19 protein-coding genes are annotated in these 15,983 nt (G+C 68.7%); all 19 read left to right on the top strand.

Annotated features, from left to right (window positions below; translation table 11 throughout):
- Nucleotides 1-3: 3 nt before the first annotated feature.
- Complete coding sequence (locus ACWCPY_RS02890; protein WP_451262527.1) at nucleotides 4-174, top strand: Rmf/CrpP fold protein; 171 nt, start codon at nucleotides 4-6, stop codon at nucleotides 172-174.
- 104 nt (nucleotides 175-278) lie between these two features.
- Nucleotides 279-956 carry a hypothetical protein gene (locus ACWCPY_RS02885; RefSeq protein WP_451262526.1) on the top strand — a complete coding sequence of 226 codons (678 nt, stop codon included), beginning with the start codon at nucleotides 279-281 and terminating at the stop codon, nucleotides 954-956.
- 19 nt (nucleotides 957-975) lie between these two features.
- On the top strand, nucleotides 976-1,827 hold the full coding sequence (locus ACWCPY_RS02880; RefSeq protein ID WP_451262525.1) for a N4-gp56 family major capsid protein: 852 nt from the start codon (nucleotides 976-978) through the stop codon (nucleotides 1,825-1,827).
- A 19-nt stretch (nucleotides 1,828-1,846) separates the two neighbouring features.
- Nucleotides 1,847-1,972: a hypothetical protein gene (locus tag ACWCPY_RS02875; RefSeq protein WP_451262524.1), complete on the top strand. Its 126-nt coding sequence runs from the start codon at nucleotides 1,847-1,849 to the stop codon at nucleotides 1,970-1,972.
- A 3-nt stretch (nucleotides 1,973-1,975) separates the two neighbouring features.
- Nucleotides 1,976-2,362, top strand: a complete 387-nt coding sequence (locus ACWCPY_RS02870) for a hypothetical protein (protein ID WP_451262523.1) — start codon at nucleotides 1,976-1,978, stop codon at nucleotides 2,360-2,362.
- A complete protein-coding gene (locus ACWCPY_RS02865) occupies nucleotides 2,359-2,676 on the top strand; it encodes a hypothetical protein (RefSeq protein ID WP_451262522.1) in 318 nt (105 codons plus the stop codon). Before ACWCPY_RS02870 ends, ACWCPY_RS02865 begins: the two co-directional genes overlap by 4 nt.
- Nucleotides 2,673-3,023, top strand: coding sequence for a minor capsid protein (locus ACWCPY_RS02860; protein ID WP_451262521.1), 351 nt, complete (start codon nucleotides 2,673-2,675; stop codon nucleotides 3,021-3,023). The genes ACWCPY_RS02865 and ACWCPY_RS02860 overlap by 4 nt, the downstream gene beginning before the upstream one ends.
- Nucleotides 3,020-3,454, top strand: a complete 435-nt coding sequence (locus tag ACWCPY_RS02855) for a minor capsid protein (protein WP_451262520.1) — start codon at nucleotides 3,020-3,022, stop codon at nucleotides 3,452-3,454. Before ACWCPY_RS02860 ends, ACWCPY_RS02855 begins: the two co-directional genes overlap by 4 nt.
- Nucleotides 3,455-3,465: 11 nt before the next feature.
- On the top strand, nucleotides 3,466-3,954 hold the full coding sequence (locus ACWCPY_RS02850; protein WP_451262519.1) for a phage tail tube protein: 489 nt from the start codon (nucleotides 3,466-3,468) through the stop codon (nucleotides 3,952-3,954).
- A complete protein-coding gene (locus ACWCPY_RS02845) occupies nucleotides 3,951-4,463 on the top strand; it encodes a DUF7426 family protein (protein WP_451262517.1) in 513 nt (170 codons plus the stop codon). The genes ACWCPY_RS02850 and ACWCPY_RS02845 overlap by 4 nt, the downstream gene beginning before the upstream one ends.
- Before the next feature lie 223 nt (nucleotides 4,464-4,686).
- A complete protein-coding gene (locus ACWCPY_RS02840; protein WP_451262516.1) occupies nucleotides 4,687-7,731 on the top strand; it encodes a phage tail tape measure protein in 3,045 nt (1,014 codons plus the stop codon).
- Nucleotides 7,732-7,735: 4 nt separating this feature from the next.
- On the top strand, nucleotides 7,736-10,960 hold the full coding sequence (locus tag ACWCPY_RS02835) for a hypothetical protein (protein WP_451262515.1): 3,225 nt from the start codon (nucleotides 7,736-7,738) through the stop codon (nucleotides 10,958-10,960).
- A 10-nt stretch (nucleotides 10,961-10,970) separates the two neighbouring features.
- Nucleotides 10,971-11,378, top strand: a complete 408-nt coding sequence (locus ACWCPY_RS02830) for a hypothetical protein (RefSeq protein WP_451262514.1) — start codon at nucleotides 10,971-10,973, stop codon at nucleotides 11,376-11,378.
- A 19-nt stretch (nucleotides 11,379-11,397) separates the two neighbouring features.
- Nucleotides 11,398-11,661, top strand: coding sequence for a hypothetical protein (locus ACWCPY_RS02825; RefSeq protein WP_451262513.1), 264 nt, complete (start codon nucleotides 11,398-11,400; stop codon nucleotides 11,659-11,661).
- A 73-nt stretch (nucleotides 11,662-11,734) separates the two neighbouring features.
- Nucleotides 11,735-12,562, top strand: a complete 828-nt coding sequence (locus tag ACWCPY_RS02820) for a CHAP domain-containing protein (RefSeq protein ID WP_451262512.1) — start codon at nucleotides 11,735-11,737, stop codon at nucleotides 12,560-12,562.
- 5 nt (nucleotides 12,563-12,567) lie between these two features.
- A complete protein-coding gene (locus ACWCPY_RS02815; protein ID WP_451262511.1) occupies nucleotides 12,568-12,798 on the top strand; it encodes a hypothetical protein in 231 nt (76 codons plus the stop codon).
- On the top strand, nucleotides 12,795-13,106 hold the full coding sequence (locus ACWCPY_RS02810; protein ID WP_451262510.1) for a hypothetical protein: 312 nt from the start codon (nucleotides 12,795-12,797) through the stop codon (nucleotides 13,104-13,106). The genes ACWCPY_RS02815 and ACWCPY_RS02810 overlap by 4 nt, the downstream gene beginning before the upstream one ends.
- 174 nt (nucleotides 13,107-13,280) lie before the next feature.
- The gene (locus ACWCPY_RS02805) at nucleotides 13,281-14,531 is read left to right on the top strand and encodes a helix-turn-helix domain-containing protein (protein WP_451262509.1); all 1,251 of its coding nucleotides are present in this window, start codon (nucleotides 13,281-13,283) and stop codon (nucleotides 14,529-14,531) included.
- A gap of 766 nt (nucleotides 14,532-15,297) precedes the next feature.
- Nucleotides 15,298-15,726, top strand: a complete 429-nt coding sequence (locus ACWCPY_RS02800; protein WP_451262508.1) for a hypothetical protein — start codon at nucleotides 15,298-15,300, stop codon at nucleotides 15,724-15,726.
- The last annotated feature ends 257 nt before the right edge of the window (nucleotides 15,727-15,983 follow it).

Genomic DNA, 15,983 nt, shown 5'->3' with positions numbered 1-15,983 from the left:
GCAGTGGGAACGCGCGAGGACGTCACACGTGCCGTGAACGAGGGGGCCGAGGCCGGGCGCCGCGGCGACCCACCGACCGCATGCCCGTACCCGCGCACGTCGCTGCTGCGTGGCGCATGGGTCCGCGGATACGCCCGCGCCCGTCCGCTCGCCTCTAAGGACCGCGCCGAGTAGGCGCACCACAGACTGCATCACCCCGGGGCCCGCCAGGAGCGGGCCCCTTTTTGCATGCCCACGCCCGCCAGGAGCGGGCCCATACCGCCCCAGGAGGGCACCCCATGAGCGAGACCACGACCGGCACCGGCACGGGCGACACCGGCCAGCAGGGCGACCCGACGGGTACCGGGCAGGCCCCGACCCCCACCGCGCCGCCGAGCACCGACCCGGCCGTCAGCACTGGCAACGAGCAGGACCCGGCCGCGACGATCGCACGGCTTGAAGCCGATCTGGCCGCCGCCCGCAAGGACGCCGGGCGCTCCCGCGTCACGGCCAAGCAGCAGGCCGCCGACGACGCCCGCGCACAGCTTGCGCAGGAGATCGGCAGGGCACTCGGCATCGTGCCGGGCGACACCCCGCCGGACCCCGCGCAGCTCACGCAGCAGCTCACGGAGTCGCAGCAGCAGGCCCGACAGACCGCGGTCGAACTGGCGGTGTACCGCACCGCGCGCGACGCCGGAGGCGACCCTGACGCCCTGCTCGACTCCCGCTCGTTCGCGGCCTCGCTCGCCGACATCGACCCCACCGACACCGACGCCGTGGCCGCCGCCGTCAAGGCCGCGGTGACCGCGAACCCGAAGCTCGGCACCGCGCCGGCCGGACCGCCCCGCGGCGGCGCCGACTTCACCGGCCAGCAAGGCGGAGGCGTCACCCCCGCCCAGTTCGCCGCCATGGGCTACGCCCAGCGCGCCGAGCTCTACGAGACCGACCCCGACACCTACCGGCGCCTCGCCGGATAACCCCCAAGGAGGGCCCACCGTGGCCGAGACCAAGGCAAGCAATCTGATCGTCCCCGAGGTGTGGGGCGACATGTCCCAGGCCAAGTTCACCGGCGCCGTACGCGTCGGAGGCAGCCCCGCCGTGCTTACCGACGACACCCTTGCCGGCCAGCCCGGCGACACGATCAACTTCCCCAAGTGGGGAGCCCTCGGCGAGCTGGACGACCTCACCGAGGCCGTCGCCATGGGCACCACCGTCATGGGCCAGACCAGCAGCAAGGCCACCATCAAGGAAGCCGGCAAGGCCGTCGAGATCAGCGACAACGCCATGCTGAACGCGCTGGGCGACCCGCGCACCGAGGCGCAGCGCCAGTTCGGCATCCTCGCCGCCCGCAAGGTCGACGCCGCGCTGATCGCGCAGGCGCAGGCGAATGAGACCGCGCAGGGCGGAGGCCAGCCGTACACCTACACGAGCGCGACCGGCGAGACCGTGCTCACGTGGGGGGTCGTGAACAACGCCATCAGTCGGTTCGGCGACGAGTTCGACCCTGCCGAGTTCGCCGGTCTCTTCATCAACTCCGTGCAGCGGACCCAGGTGTGGGCCGACCCGCAGTTCATCGACGCGTCGAAGCTGGGCGGCACCACCGCCGTGCGCACCGGCCAGATCGGCGAGATCGCGGGCATGCCCGTGATCGTCACCGACCGGGTGGCCGCGGGCAAGTTCCTGCTGCTCAAGAACAACGCGCTGGGGCTGCTGTACAAGCGGCGCCCGATCGTCGAGTTCGACCGGGACATTCTCAAGCGCACCACGGTCATCACGACGAACCTGCACTACGCCGTGAAGCGGCTCGACGACAAGGGTGTGTGCGTCGGCACCCTCGCCACCACCTGATCAGGAAGGGGGGCGCGCCGTGTTGCTGCGCCGCTATCACGAGGACGCCGATCCGGACCCGGACACCGAGTCAGAGCCGGCCAAGGACGCCCCGCAGGCCAAGGCCGCGGGGCGTTCGCCGTCCAAGCCCAAGCCGAAGGGGTGACCGATGCCCCGTGTGTACGCCACTTCTGAGCAACTGGCGGAGTACACGGGGCAGCCCGCCCCGGCGGACGCCGTACGGCTGCTGACCCGCGCAAGCGAGGACGTTGACGACGCCCTACTCACCGCGGTCTACCAGACCGACGCCGACGGCATGCCGACCGATCCCGCGATCGTGACCGCGCTCGCCGCCGCCACGTGCGCGCAGGTCGAGTACGTGGCGGCGCAGGGCGGGGACGACACCGGAGCGGCCGGCCAATGGGACTCGGTCAGCATCGGCCCCGTGAGCATGTCCGGCCGGAAGGGCGGGCCCGTCGGTGTGGCGGTCGACATCGGACCGCGCGCACAACGGACTCTGGCCCGCGCCGGACTGCTGCCGGGGGTGATCTGGTGAGGGTGCCCACGTGGCTGCTGCCGCACCGCATCACCATCGCCCGGTACCGCGGTGACGGACCGGTTGGCCCGGTCTACTGGCCGCCGGGCGCCCCCGTGGCCGCACTCGTCTCCGAGACCGTACGAACCGTGCGGGACCGAACCGGCGCCGAGGTCACGTCGACTGCCCAGATCATCGCCGAGCCGGGGCTCGACTGCCCGCCACAGTCTCGGATCACTCTGCCGTCTGGCCGCGTAACAACCGCGCTGCACATCGCCCCACACACCGCGCCGGGGCTTCCGGTACCCGAGAGCACGGAGGTGTTCTGCGAATGACGCAGCGCGCACGGCTGACGTGGAACGGCGAGGCCATCATCCGGGGCACCCGCGAGGGTGCAGCCCGCGGGCTGCGGCTCGGCGCCGAACATGTGCTTCAGGTCAGCCGCGAGCGGGTGCCGATCGAGGAAGGCACCCTCGAACGATCCGGCACCGCCACCGTGGACGAGCAGCAGCTCACAGCCGCAGTCGCCTACGACACCCCGTACGCCGTCCGACAGCACGAGGAGATGGACTACCGGCACGACACCGGCCGAACCGCGAAATACCTGGAACAGCCGATGGCTGCCGAGGCCGCGGCGGTCGGCCGGATCATCGCGGCGCAGCTGCGGCGGTCACTTCAGTGAGCTACACAGCTGACGTCGCCGAAGGTCTGGCCGAACTGCTCGACGAGCAGGGCCTCGGTACGTACGGGCCGCCGGATGAGCCGTACCCCACACAGGGCACGGCGATCATCCTCGGCGTGATGCCCGCGGCCCCGGATCGGGTCATCTGCCTGACGCCGTACTCGGTCGAGGACACGGGCGGAACGGACGCGATCACCGCGGTACAGGTGCGGATGCGTGCCGGCCGCGATCCGCGCGACGCGTACAGCCTGGCCGACGCCGTGTGCGACCTCCTGCACGGCCGCGAGGCATTCCACCTGCGCACCGTCCACGTGGCGCTGATGTGGCGCCAGTCCGAGGCGCAGCTCGGCTTGGACAGCAACGGCCGCATGGAGCTGACGGCCAACTACTACGCCCGGACCACCCGGGCCACCCCCAACGCTTACGAGTAGGAGAACGCCCCATGAGTACCCCTGTCGAACCCGCAGTGACCGCGCTCGCCCGCAGGTGGCGGCTTGAGGTCAACGTCGGTACCGGCTCTACGCCGGACTGGAAGCTGTGCCCGGGAGTCACGGAATTTCAGCCGGCCGCCGAGCCGAACATCGAAGACTCCTCGGACTACGACTCCGATGGCTGGGCCGGGAACACCAAGACCGGCCAGTCGTGGGAGCTGTCGGCCACGATCAACCGCAAGATCAACGACACGGCGAAGACGTACAACGCCGTTCACGAGGCGCTGCGCCTCGCCAGCTTCGCGTACGGGTCGGCGTCGCTGGTTCACGTCCGGTACATGGACCGCTCCGGTCTGCCGGAGGCGTACGAGGGTCACGCCCTGGTGACGTGGGCTCCGTCCGGTGGCGAGTACACCGCACTGGATCAGGTGGAGGTCACCCTCACCGGAGACGGCGCTCTTCTGCCGATCACCAACCCGCTTGCCCCGGAGACGCCGTGACCGACTTTCAGGCGCTCGGCGACTTTCTCGACGACGCGCTCGAACTGCCGATCGCAGGCCGGGACGGTGTGGTTCGGACGTACCGGATCGAGGACCCGTCGGCCGAGGACGGTATCCGGATCGAGCGCATTACGACCATGGCGGCCCGCCTCGCCGCCGGGGGCAGCGCTGACATGGCGCCCGCGCTCGACGACGAGCAGGAACTCGATCTGTACCGCATGTGCCTCGGAGACACGTACGAAGAGCTGCGCGCCGATCTCAGCTGGGGCCGCTTCCGGCATGTGGCACTCACGGCCATGATGTGGATCACCGCCGACCGTGAGACCGCCGCCGCGTACTGGGCGACCGGGGACGCCCCGGGAAAAGCACAGAACAGGGCGGGCCGTCGGCAGGCGTCGCGCGGCTCCTCGGCGTCGGGTGCGGCGAGTACGACCCGGAAACCGGCCTCTACGAGTGGTACGAGGGCGGTCTCGTCGCGCAGCCGCAAGGCCGCGGCGCCCCGTCCCTGACCTGGGATGCGCTGCTGGGCCAATGGGCCCTGATCGAGTGCGACTTGCACCAGGTCTACGGCATTGACGCGTCCAGCGGTGTCCTGCGCGAGCGGTCGTGGCGATGGCTGCGCGCCCGCATCATCGGCCTGCTCTCCACTGAGTGCCGGGTCAACCGTCACTTCTCACCGCCCAGTGACAACGGGCAGAAGGGGGGCCGGTGATGGCGCTTACCGTTGGCGAGTTGACCGGCTACATCACGATCGACGATGGTCAGGTCAGGCCCGCGCTGCGGCGCACGGAGGGGGATCTCCGTGCGGCCGGGCAGCGGATGACGGGGGACGCGGACCGGTCCGGGCAGGCTGCTGGGCAGGCGCTCGGCGCAGGGTTCGTGCGGGCGTCCGACGGCAGCATTCGGGATGCCCGGGGCCGTTTCGTGTCGGCCGGCCGAACGGTGGGCCGAGCGGCCGGTGATGCCCTCGGCGACGGTCTGCGCCAGGGCGCGGATGATGGGGCCGACGCTGCGGCGCAGGCCGCCGAGGGCGGTTTCTCGAAGATCAAGTTGGCCGCTGCTGCGGCCGGAGTCGCGGCCGGCGCGGTGCTGATGGCAGGCATCGGGCAGGCGCTCGACCAGTCCCGCATCACGGGCAGGCTTGCGGCGCAGCTCGGCACCACTCCCGCGGTAGCGCAGAAGTACGGGAAAATCGCCGGGCAGATGTATGCGGCCGGGGTGACCGAGGATTTCCAGGGTGCCGCGGACTCGATTTCTGCGACCATGCGCGCCGGGCTTCTTCCGCCGAGCGCGACCAATTCGCAGATCAAGAGCATCGCCACGAATGTGAGCGATCTCGCGAATACATTTGAGTTGGACCTTGGACAGACCGCAAATGCAATCGGGCAGGTCATGAAAACCGGCCTTGCCCCGAATGCAAAGATGGCACTTGACGTCATCACCAAGGGTCTTCAGGGAATGGGTCCGCGCGCCGACGACATCGCGGATACCTTCAATGAGTACTCAGTCATTTTCCAGCGTCTCGGACTGAGCGCGCAGAGCGCTACCGGTCTCATGTCGCAGGGCCTCAAGGCTGGCGCGCGCGATACCGATGTCGTGGGCGACGCACTCAAGGAATTCACGATCGAGGGTGTCGCCGGTAGCGACAAGATCGTTTCAGGATTCAAGAGCATCGGGCTGAATTCTAGTCAGATGGTCCAAATGCTTTCGGCGGGCGGCCCGAAAGCCACGCAGGCCCTCCAAATGACGCTCGACAAGTTGCGCGCCATGGAGGACCCCGTCAAGCGGGACGCTGCTGCTGCCGAGCTTTTCGGTACGAAGTCGGAGGACGTACAAAAAGCGCTTCTTGCTCTCGACCCGTCAAAGGCGGTTGGCGCGCTCGGGAATTTCTCCGGCGCCGCCGATAAGGCCGGTAATTCGCTGCGGGACAACGCAGGAACTCGCGTTGAGGCATTCAAGCGGAGCCTTGAGCAGGGGGTCGTAAATGTCCTCGGCTCGCAGGTCATTCCGGCCCTGATGCGCTTCGGCACGTGGGCGCAGCAGAACTCTGGCACGCTTCAGATACTGGCTGGTGTGATCGGTGGCGCGCTGCTGCCGGTCCTGGTGCTGATGGGTATCACTGCGACAGTCTCGGCCGCTCAGACCGTAGCTGCATGGGTGACGTCGGGCGCGTCGGCACTGGCGTCGGCCGGCACGCAGGTTGCCGCAGGTGCGCGCGTGGTGGGCACGTGGCTACTCATGGGCGTACAGGCGATGATCCAGGGTGCCCGCATGGCCGCAGCGTGGGTAATTGCCATGGGCCCGATCGGGTGGGTAATCGCCGCGATCGTCGGTCTCGCCGCACTGATTTACGCCAACTGGGACCGGATCAAATCTGCCACAAGTGCCGTGTGGGATTGGATCTGGGGAAAGATCAAGGGCATCGGCAAAAGCATCGTGACCACGATTTCTACTTTCGTGGCCGCTGCGGTGAAAGTCTGGGACAAGCTGAAGTTCCAAATCGCCCTGAAAATTGTTCAGCTTGTTACGTACGTGCGCGGCCTTCCCGCTCGAATTAAGAGCGCCATCGGAAATCTGGGATCACTCCTCCTCGAAAAGGGCAGGAACATCGTCCAGGGCCTATGGAACGGCATCAAGGGCATGGGGGGCTGGATCAAGGGCAAGCTGATCAGCTGGGCCAAGTCCATGATCCCAGGCCCGATCGCGAAAGCACTCGGCATTCACTCACCGTCGAAGGTGACCGCGGCTCAGGGCCGGTGGATTGCACGCGGCCTGATTGACGGTCTGACCGGATCGAGTAAGCAGGTCAAGGCCGCATCGACCAAACTCGCGGACATGGTGACCGATGGTCTTCGGCCGGGCAAGAAGCGGTCGAAGGCGCTCGGGAAGATCAGCAGCGGAAGTAAGAAGCTGATCACGCTCGCCAACAGGGAAGCGAAGATTGCAGGTCAGCTGAAAGCTGCTCAGAAGAAGGTCGCCGACCAGATCAAGGACCGCGACAAGCTCGCCGCTGACGTACGAAAAGGCGTGCTCGACGCGGGAAACATCACGTCCGGGGGCGGGGTCTCTTCGGCCGAGTCGATCCTCAACAACCTCACCTCGCGGGTGGCGCAGGCGCAGCAGTTCGCACGGCAGCTTGCCACGCTCAAAAAGAAGGGTGTGCGCAGCGACCTGATCGCGCAGATTGCACAGGCCGGCGTCGAGCAGGGCGCCGGCTCCGCCGCAGCACTGGCGAACGCCTCGGCCTCGCAGGTGCAGCAGATCAACGCGCAGCAGGCTGCACTAGTCAAGGCCGCAGACGGTGCCGGGAAGACCGCTGGTGACGCTATGTACGGGTCCGGGATCCAGGCTGCGCAGGGACTCGTGAAGGGTCTCCAGTCCCAACAGAAGCTGATCGAACGGCAGATGCTGACGATCGCCAAGGGGATGCAGAAAGCCATCCGGCAGGCGCTCGGCATTCACTCGCCGTCGCGGGTCATGGCTGCGGTCGGCCGGTACATCCCGCAGGGACTCGTGAGGGGCATCGACGGGGGCCGCGGCGCGGTCGACGCGTCGATGTCCGCACTGGTCGACCCGTCCGCCGTGCCAGTCCCTGCGGGGTCGGCTGCGGGCGGCGCGGTCGGTACGGGCGCGGGTGGCCCGGCCCGGACCGTGATCGAAATCAGGTCGTCCGGGTCGCGTCGTGATGACGCGCTTCTCGATGATCTGCGGCACGCAATCCGCGTCCGCGGCGGTGACGTACAGCTCGTGCTTGCGGGCAAGAGAGACAGGAGGTAGGCGCGTGGCGTTTCCCGAGGATGCGCTCGGCCTGCGGGCCGAGCTCCAGCTCGGCGGGGTGTGGACGGACATCACGTCGGACCTGTACACCCGGGAGCCGGTACAGATCACGCACGGCACGGCGAGCGAGGGGGCGCAGCCGGACCCTGCGTCCTGTTCGCTCCTCCTGAACAACAAGACGGGCCGGTACTCCCCGCGCAACCCCAGCAGCCCGTACTTCGGGCTGCTGGGGCGGAACACCCCGGTACGGGTGTCGATCCCGGGGACCGAGGCATACCTCAACCTCTCTGGCATCCCAACCTCGTACGCCCGGACCCCGGACGCTGCGGCGCTGGACATCACCGGAGACATTGACATCCGGGTTGAAGCCACGACCGATTGGAACGCGGCCGGCAGCTATTCACTGATCGGCAAATGGATCTCTGCGACCAACCAGCGGTCGTATCTGCTGCGGCTCGCCAACGGCCTGCTGATTCTGAACTGGTCCGTGACCGGGGCAGTAACGTACCTGGCGCAGCAGCCTTTGCCGGCGCTGCCGCCGCGTGCCGCACTCCGCGCGACATTGGACGTCGACAACGGCGCGGGCGGCTTCACCGCAACGCTGTGGTGGGCGCCAACGATGGACGGGCCGTGGGAAGTCATCGGCGCCCCGATGACAGCCAGCCCGGCTGTGAGCATTTACGCCGGTACAGCACCGCTCGACCTTGCACCGTCGGCCGTTAACGGGGACGCTCCGGTAACGGGACGGATTCACCGTGCAGAGGTGCGTGCGGGCATCGGCGGCGCGGTCGTCGCCGCGCCGGACTTCCGGGCCCTGGCGGACGGCGCTACCGGCATGACGGACAGCGCCGGCCGCGTGTGGGCGCTCGGCCCAGCAGCGGACGTGACCCACCGGCAGGGGATTTTCCATGGCGAGGTGTCCGAGTGGCCGCCGCGCTGGGCCGCGAGCGAGCAGGACGCGTGGGTGCCCGTGCAGGCCGCGGGCATCCTGCGCCGCCTCAACCAGGGGCGGCGCCCGCTCCAATCCACGCTGCGCCGGCGAATCCCGTCGGCTCCGGGGCTGCTGGCGTACTGGCCGATGGAAGACGGCGACGGATCCACACAGTTCTACTCCCCCATCGAAGGGGTGCAGCCGGCCACGGCCACAGGGCTTGACCTTGCCGCCGATGACAGCTTGCCCGGATCGGCCGCGCTGCCGACCCTTGGTGAGGTAGCCACACTGTCCGCACGGGTGCCTGCTACGCAAAGCCAGGGCTGGCACGTAGAGATGGTCTACCGACTGCCCACAATGCCCGGACTCCAGACAGAGATCCTGCGCGTGACGGTGGCAGGGGCGCAGGCCCGGACCCTGCACGTCTACGCGAGCACGTCAGGCATTCGGCTTGAGGCCCGCGACAGTGACGGCGAGATTCTGGGGTTCGTGGTGTACAGCGAGTCCGCAGCGCTCACCGATTTCGTTGGTGTCTGGAATCGGCTATCGATCTTCGTATCGGACAACGGGGCAAGCGGTAGTCGGCTGGTGTGTGCCTGGCGCGACATCGCCGACGGTAAATGGTGGTACGTCAACACCATCTACGCCGGGGCAATGGGCTCCGTCACCGCAGTATCAGGGTCCTGGACGTCGGGTGGCACGCAGGGCATGACCATCGGTCATCTGTCTGTCGTGGCCGTGCCTGGCACCGGGACGACTCCCAACAGCCTGATCTACAACGGCGCCGACCGCGCCTTTGCCCGCGAACCCGCAGTAACTCGGCTGGTGCGCCTCGCGGCCGAGGAACCGCAACTGCTCATGGCGTCCAGAGACGGTGACGCCGTGCTCAGCTCTGAGCAGATGGGGCCACAGGGGCAGGCCGAGCTTATGACGCTGGTGTCCGAGGTCGTCGAGACGGACGGCGGCATCCTGTACGAGAGGATGGATCGGCTGGGGTTGGTGTACCGGGACCGCGCCACCCTCTACAACCAGGCACCGGCCCTCACCCTGGACTACGCGGCCGGCCAAGTTGCGCCGCCGCTGGAACCGGTCGACGACGATTCCGAGCTCCGCAACGACGTGACCGTGACGCGCTCCGGCGGGTCGTCCGGACGGGCCGTGGTCGAAGAGGGCCCGCTATCCGTGCTACCGCCGGAGCAGGGCGGGGCAGGGGTGTACGAGGAGGCCGTCACACTCTCACTCGGCACGGACGACCAGGCTCAGCCCATCGCCGCGTGGCGGGCGCACCTGGGCACGTGGGACGAGGCTCGGTATCCCACGGTTCGAGTCCGGCTCCACCGGCACCCGGAACTCATCCCTGCTGCGCTCGGACTGGTACCGGGCGACCTGATACGGATCGTCCGCCCGCCGCACTTCACCGGTCCGGGCCCGCTCGACCTCCTCGTACGGCAGATCCAGCACCAGCCGCTACCGCGCACCTGGGATCTCACCCTGTCGTGTACTCCGGCCGGCCCGTACCGCGTCGGAGTCGTCGGCGATACGGTCCTTGGACGCGCGGACACAGAGGGGTCCTCGTTGGCCGCCGCGGTGTCGGCGACAGGGACCGTGCTGTCGGTCTCCACGACGTCCGGCCCGGTCTGGACCCCGGACCCGGCCGAGTACCCGTTCGACCTCACGGTAGGCGGAGAAACCGTGACCGCCGTATCGGTGGGCACGGTCATCAACCCGAACCCGCTGGTGAGTGATACGTCCGGGTGGATTGGCTCGGGCGGCACCGTCACGCGCTCAACTGCCGTGACCCATAAGGCCCGAGGCGCAGCCGCTTCACTGCTGCTGACCCCTGCTGGAACGCCGACCCCTGGCGTGCTGTCCGAGCCTCGCAGCCCGGCCGGCAGCATCACCCCCGGCGCGAGCTACACCATGTGTGGCTGGGTGCACTCACCCGCCGGATGGGCGGATATGCGGATCGTGACCGACTGGTACACAGCTGCCGATGTGCTGCTGTCGACCAGTCCGAGCACGGCCGTCACGGTCCCGGCCGGGGTGTGGACGTACATCAGCGTCACGGCGACCGCGCCGGCCACCGCGTCACGGTCTCGTGTCCGTACCCGGCAGGGTGGCACTCCGACCCCAGCCGACGTCTCGTACTGGTGGGGAATCCGGTTGATCCCTGACGCTTCCATGACCACGACCAGCCCGCAGCAGATGACTGTGGTGCGCTCCGTCAACGGCATCGTCAAGCCGCAGCCCGCGGGCGCAGATGTCCGGCTTGCTCATCCCGCCATCGTCGCCCTTTGAGGAGATACCCATGACACAGTGGCTCGCCGGAATGCGCATCACCGCGGCCAGGCTGAACAACTACACGCCAGTAGCGTTGACCAGTAGCGTTATCCCTGCGGCCGGGTGGGGACTGAGCAGCTTCACGGCCCGCCGGGCGGGCGGGACGGTCGAATGGACCGTAATCCTCTCCCGAACCGGGGCGAGCCTTCCCGCGGCTGATTCGACCGGGAACATCGGCGACATTCTGGCCTGCACCCTCCCCGCCGACTGCTGCCCCGGAAGCCGGTACATCACCCAGTTCGATAAGGGCGGTACCTCCTCCGGGTCGGTACGTATCGAATCAAGCGGAACATGCACCCTGACCAGCATGGACCCGACCAGTGCCATCGGGAGCGGCAGCGCCGTCTCCTTCTCAGGCACCGTCGCAGCCGGATAGACAGATCAGGAGTACCAGCATGCCCATCAGCGCACCGCAGGGACCGACCGGCACCGAGTGGGAAATTCACGCCGACAGCGTCGACCGTGTCGGCGACTACCCCGTCACGCTGGTTATCAAGGCCAGTACCGACAACCCGAGCAACCCGGCCATGTTGCCCATAGTGCAACAGGCCGTAGACGTCCTGGAACAGTCCGGTCAATTCCGCGTTCGGTCGGCCGGCCGGACGCTCACCTACACGGAGTCGATGACTCCGACCGACCCCGGCCCGTCCGCCACCTGACCCCTACCCCACTTCTTGCGTTGCCCCGCGCCGATCCGGCCGGGGCCTTTTTCATGTCTGGAGACACCCACCCATGGCAACGCCGATCGCCGACAAGGTGATTACGACCGCGCGGGCCGAGATCGGTTACCGCGAGGGCAAGACCAACGGCCACTGGAACAACAAGACGAAGTACGGCCCGGCCGTGCCTGGCCTGGAATGGGCGGACTGGCAGGCGTGGTGCGCCACGTTCGTGTCATGGGTGGCCATGACCGCCGGGGCCGCCAGTCTGTTCCCGCGCACGGCCAGCTGCGCCACGGGAGCGCAGTGGTTCAAGGACCGCAAGCGCTGGTCGGAGTACCCCGCCATCGGTGCCCAGGTCTTCTACGGCCGCGGCGGCGGGTCGCACACCGGCATCGTGGTGAGCTACACCGCCGACACGATCACGACCGTGGAGGGGAACACCAACACCAGCGGTTCGGCCGAGGGTGACGGGGTGTACCTGAAGACGCGAAAGCGTCGAGACACGTACGTCTACGGGTACGGCTACCCGGACTACCCGGAGGGCATCCGGTCTGCTGACCCGGCGTGGGCGGACAAGGCACCGAAGCCGACCGCGCCGAGCAAGCCGTCGAAGCCGACCGCGCCGAAGCCGTACGCGCCGCCTGCGTTCCCGGCCGGTCTCGCCCCGGACCGCAAGTCGCCCTCGGCGCGCGGGCTTCAGCGTGCACTCAAGGCCGCCGGGTACATGGCCAAGGCCGTTCCCGAGGCGGACACCTACGGGCCCGCGACACAGGCCGCCGTCGCCCGCTTCCACCAGGCGAACCCCGCCTACCGCGCCGCCGGACAGCACTACGACCCCGCCATCGGCCCCCGCGGCTGGGCCGCACTCCACACCATCGCCTACGGCGGGAAGAAGTGATCAGCATGAAGCCGAGCACAAAGCGTGCTGTCCGTACCGCCATTCAGGCCGCCGCCGGTTTCGCCGCCGCGCTCCCCGCGATCGTGGCCGCGGCCGGTATCCGCGAGTCGCTGCCGTGGGTCGCGGGTGCGCTCGCCGTCGCGGCCGGCCTCGCCCGGGTCATGGCGCTGCCGGTCGTCGAGCAGTTGCTCGCCCGCCTCGGCCTCAGCCTCACCGACACCGGGGGCCGCGAGTGACCGAGCCGACCGACACGGCCGCAATCGCGGTCGCCCTCGCCGAGCTGCGCGGCACCATGGCCGAAGGATTCGCCACCGTCAACGGCAGCCTTGCGCTACTCGCCCAGCGCGGAGACCAGACCGACCGGCGACTAATGGACGTCGAGCAGCGACTCGACGCGCTCGAACGGGGGGAGACGGAACGACAGAAGCGCGACACTGGGCGCCTCGATGCTCTGGAGCGGGCCCGGTGGCCCCTTCCGTCCCTGGCCGCACTGGTCGGCGTGATCGGCCTCGCCCTGACTCTGTGGCAGCTCTCGCAGAAGTAGCCGCGCCCCCTCCCGCGTAGTGCGGGAGGGGGCGGTTTCGTGCGTTCAAGGTCAGCCGTTGTCGTCCTCGGCCGGGTGCTGGACGCCGTGCATCAGGATCGTGCGACGCCACCCGCAGAAAGGGCCCTGCCCCATACCCTGGCAGTGACGAGCTGGACAGAGAGGGGCAAGGCCATGCCAAACGATGCTACCCCGGACCCGTACGCCGACCCGATGGCATTCGGTCAACGCATGCAGATTCTCCGCACGAAGCGCGGCATGTCCCGCCCAGTCGCGGCTGGGCTGCTCGGCATGTCCCCCTCGTGGGTCAAGCAGGTAGAGACAGGGCAGATCGGCATGCCGAAGCTCCCCGTGATCCTGCGAGTCGCTGAGCTGCTACGGGTGCGGAACCTCGCGGACCTGACGGGCGACCAGACCATGCCCGTCGATCTGTTCATCGGTCCAGGCCATTCCCGATTGCCGGAGGTCCGGGACGCGGTCAATGCCCTGACCCTGGGGGGCGACCGCGAGGCGCCGCCGGCGGAGCACTTGGCGGCCCGGCTCGCGAAGGCTTGGGACGCCCGGCACCAGGCGCCGAACCATCGCGAGGTCATCGGCGAACTGCTCCCCAACTTGATCCGCGATGCCCAACTGGCTGTACGACAGTCAGATTCGGCGGCGGACCGGCGCGCGGCGCAGGCTGTTCTCTCTGAGGTGTACAGCCTCAGCCAGTTCTTTGTGGCTTACCAGCCCGACAGCGCACTCCTATGGCGAGTGGCCGAGCGCGGCATAGTCGCCGCGCAGGAGTCCGAGGACCCGCACGCGATCGGTGTCGCCGCGTGGCTGGCTGCGCAGGCACACCGCGACACCGGCCCGAGCCACTTCGACGCTGCGGACGCCATGACTCTGGAGGCGCTCGACCACCTGGAGCGGTTCTTGCCCGGCGCCGACGACCGAACGATGGCGATTGCTGGAGCGCTTCAGTTCGAGGCCGGGTACACGGCCGCGCGCCGCGGCGCGACCGGGGACGCATTGGGATGGTGGGACAAGGCCAAAGCCACCTCCAAGAAGCTCACTCCCGGCTACTACCACCCGATCACCAGCTTCTCGCAGGCCATCATGGGCGCGCACGCCGTAACCATCGCCGTCGAGCTCCGCGCCGGCGGAGAGTCAGTGCGACAGGTCATCGCGGCGGACGCGAGCGCGATCCCGTCCCGGCCTCGGCTGGCTCGGCACCGGATCGAGGAGGCTCGCGCGTACCAGCTCGACGGCCAGGCAGAGACCGCACTCGCCACGCTGGAAAAAGCTCACGAGGCCGCCCCTGAGACGATCAAGTACAACGGCTACGCGCGCCGGATCGTGCTGGAGGAGACCGAGGCGCGGAGCCCGGCACGGCGGCAGCGCGCGGCGGCACTCGCCGACCAACTGGGCTTGCTGGCCGCATAGGTCGAACTCATGAGCGAGGGGCAGGAATCCTGTCCCTCGCTTCGTTCGTGCGCTCCTACGGTGCTGAGCACCAGTCATCGTATGGAGCCGAGCATGCCAATGACGATCAAGGTGTACGAGGTAGACCGGCACGGTCTCACGACGCGCATCGTAAAACCCGCGACCGAGGTCACTCCAGCCAAGACCATCCCCGCTGGCCAGGCGTACCCGCCCTGCCAGTGCGACAGGTGCAAGGGAAGGCAGCGGTGACGCCCCGTCCAGAGCCGGGCCAGGAGTCCCCTGGGGCTGACTGGTGCGACTGGCACAAGGGCCCGTCCAGGACTGCGGTCCTGATCGACGTTGTCGGCGAGGACGCGGGGCCGGCGGTCAGCCGGTACGCGTGCGCGCCGTGCCGGGAGCAGCGCGGCCTCCGACCGGACGACGGCAGGCAGTCGTGACCGCGCCGACGTCAGCGCCGGTCCGTTCGCCCGGCGACGAGGCATATCGCACCTTGGTGGGCCACACCTACGTGTGCGCGTCCTGCCGCTGCTCGCCCTGCCCGACCGCTGTCCGTCTCACCCGCGCGTGGCGGGAGGAGCGCCGATGACCCGCCTGCCCGTACCCAAGGCCGGCGGCGACCGGGGTCCGGACGTGCCCGTAAGGCTGACAACTTCCACTCCTCGGCTTCCCGCCTAGACTGGCTCGGCCGCCACGGAAGGAATGATCACAAATGCGACCCGCGCGCTTCCAAGAATTCGCCGTTGAGACCCTACTCAAAGCTCCGGACGTGAAGGCAGCCGAGCCCTGGCAGGAAGACGGCCGGCCTTTCGGGATCCACGTCACGTTTTCCACCGGGTCGCAGTTGTGGGCGGCAATCACCGCCGCGTCCACCAGCGACAAGTACGACCGCCCGGAGGTGCCCGTCATAGACGTGCCTCCGGCCGAGGTTCCCGTGCCGGACCTGTACGACGACGGCAAGATCACCCCCGCGCGGGCCGAACAGTACCTGGCGGCCATGCTCACGAACGCGGGCAACGCGGAGATCGCGCAGGTGTACACCTACACGTCCGGCGAGCGAGCGGCCGAGCCGAATGCCCACCCGGGGGTAGGTCTCGTGTTCCACAGCGAGTCCCGGATTTTCGTCCTGTTCCAGCACACGGCCCGTGCCGGCCAGGGCAAGGGCGGACAGCCTTTCGATCTACAGTCCGCTTTCTGACTCTCCACCCGGCCGGGCGGGCGCCCGCCCGCCCGGCCGGGTCGGAGTGGCAAGTGCACCACCTCTGTCAGCACCACCCCCATCGAGGAGGAACTGATATGTGCGACACGAACCCCGGACACCGATTCGACCCCGGCCAGTGCGAGGGCGGATGCCCCTCCTGCGGCGCCATCGTGGGCTCCCCGCCCGGCACCCCGACCACTCCCCACCAGCCGCAGGGCTCGCGCGAGATGTGCCCTGGCAGCGGGCAGCCCGCT

The organism is Streptomyces sp. NPDC002403 (genome assembly GCF_053593015.1).
Note: the sequence above shows the minus strand (reverse complement) of the source record. Positions and strands in the feature narration are given on the sequence as shown.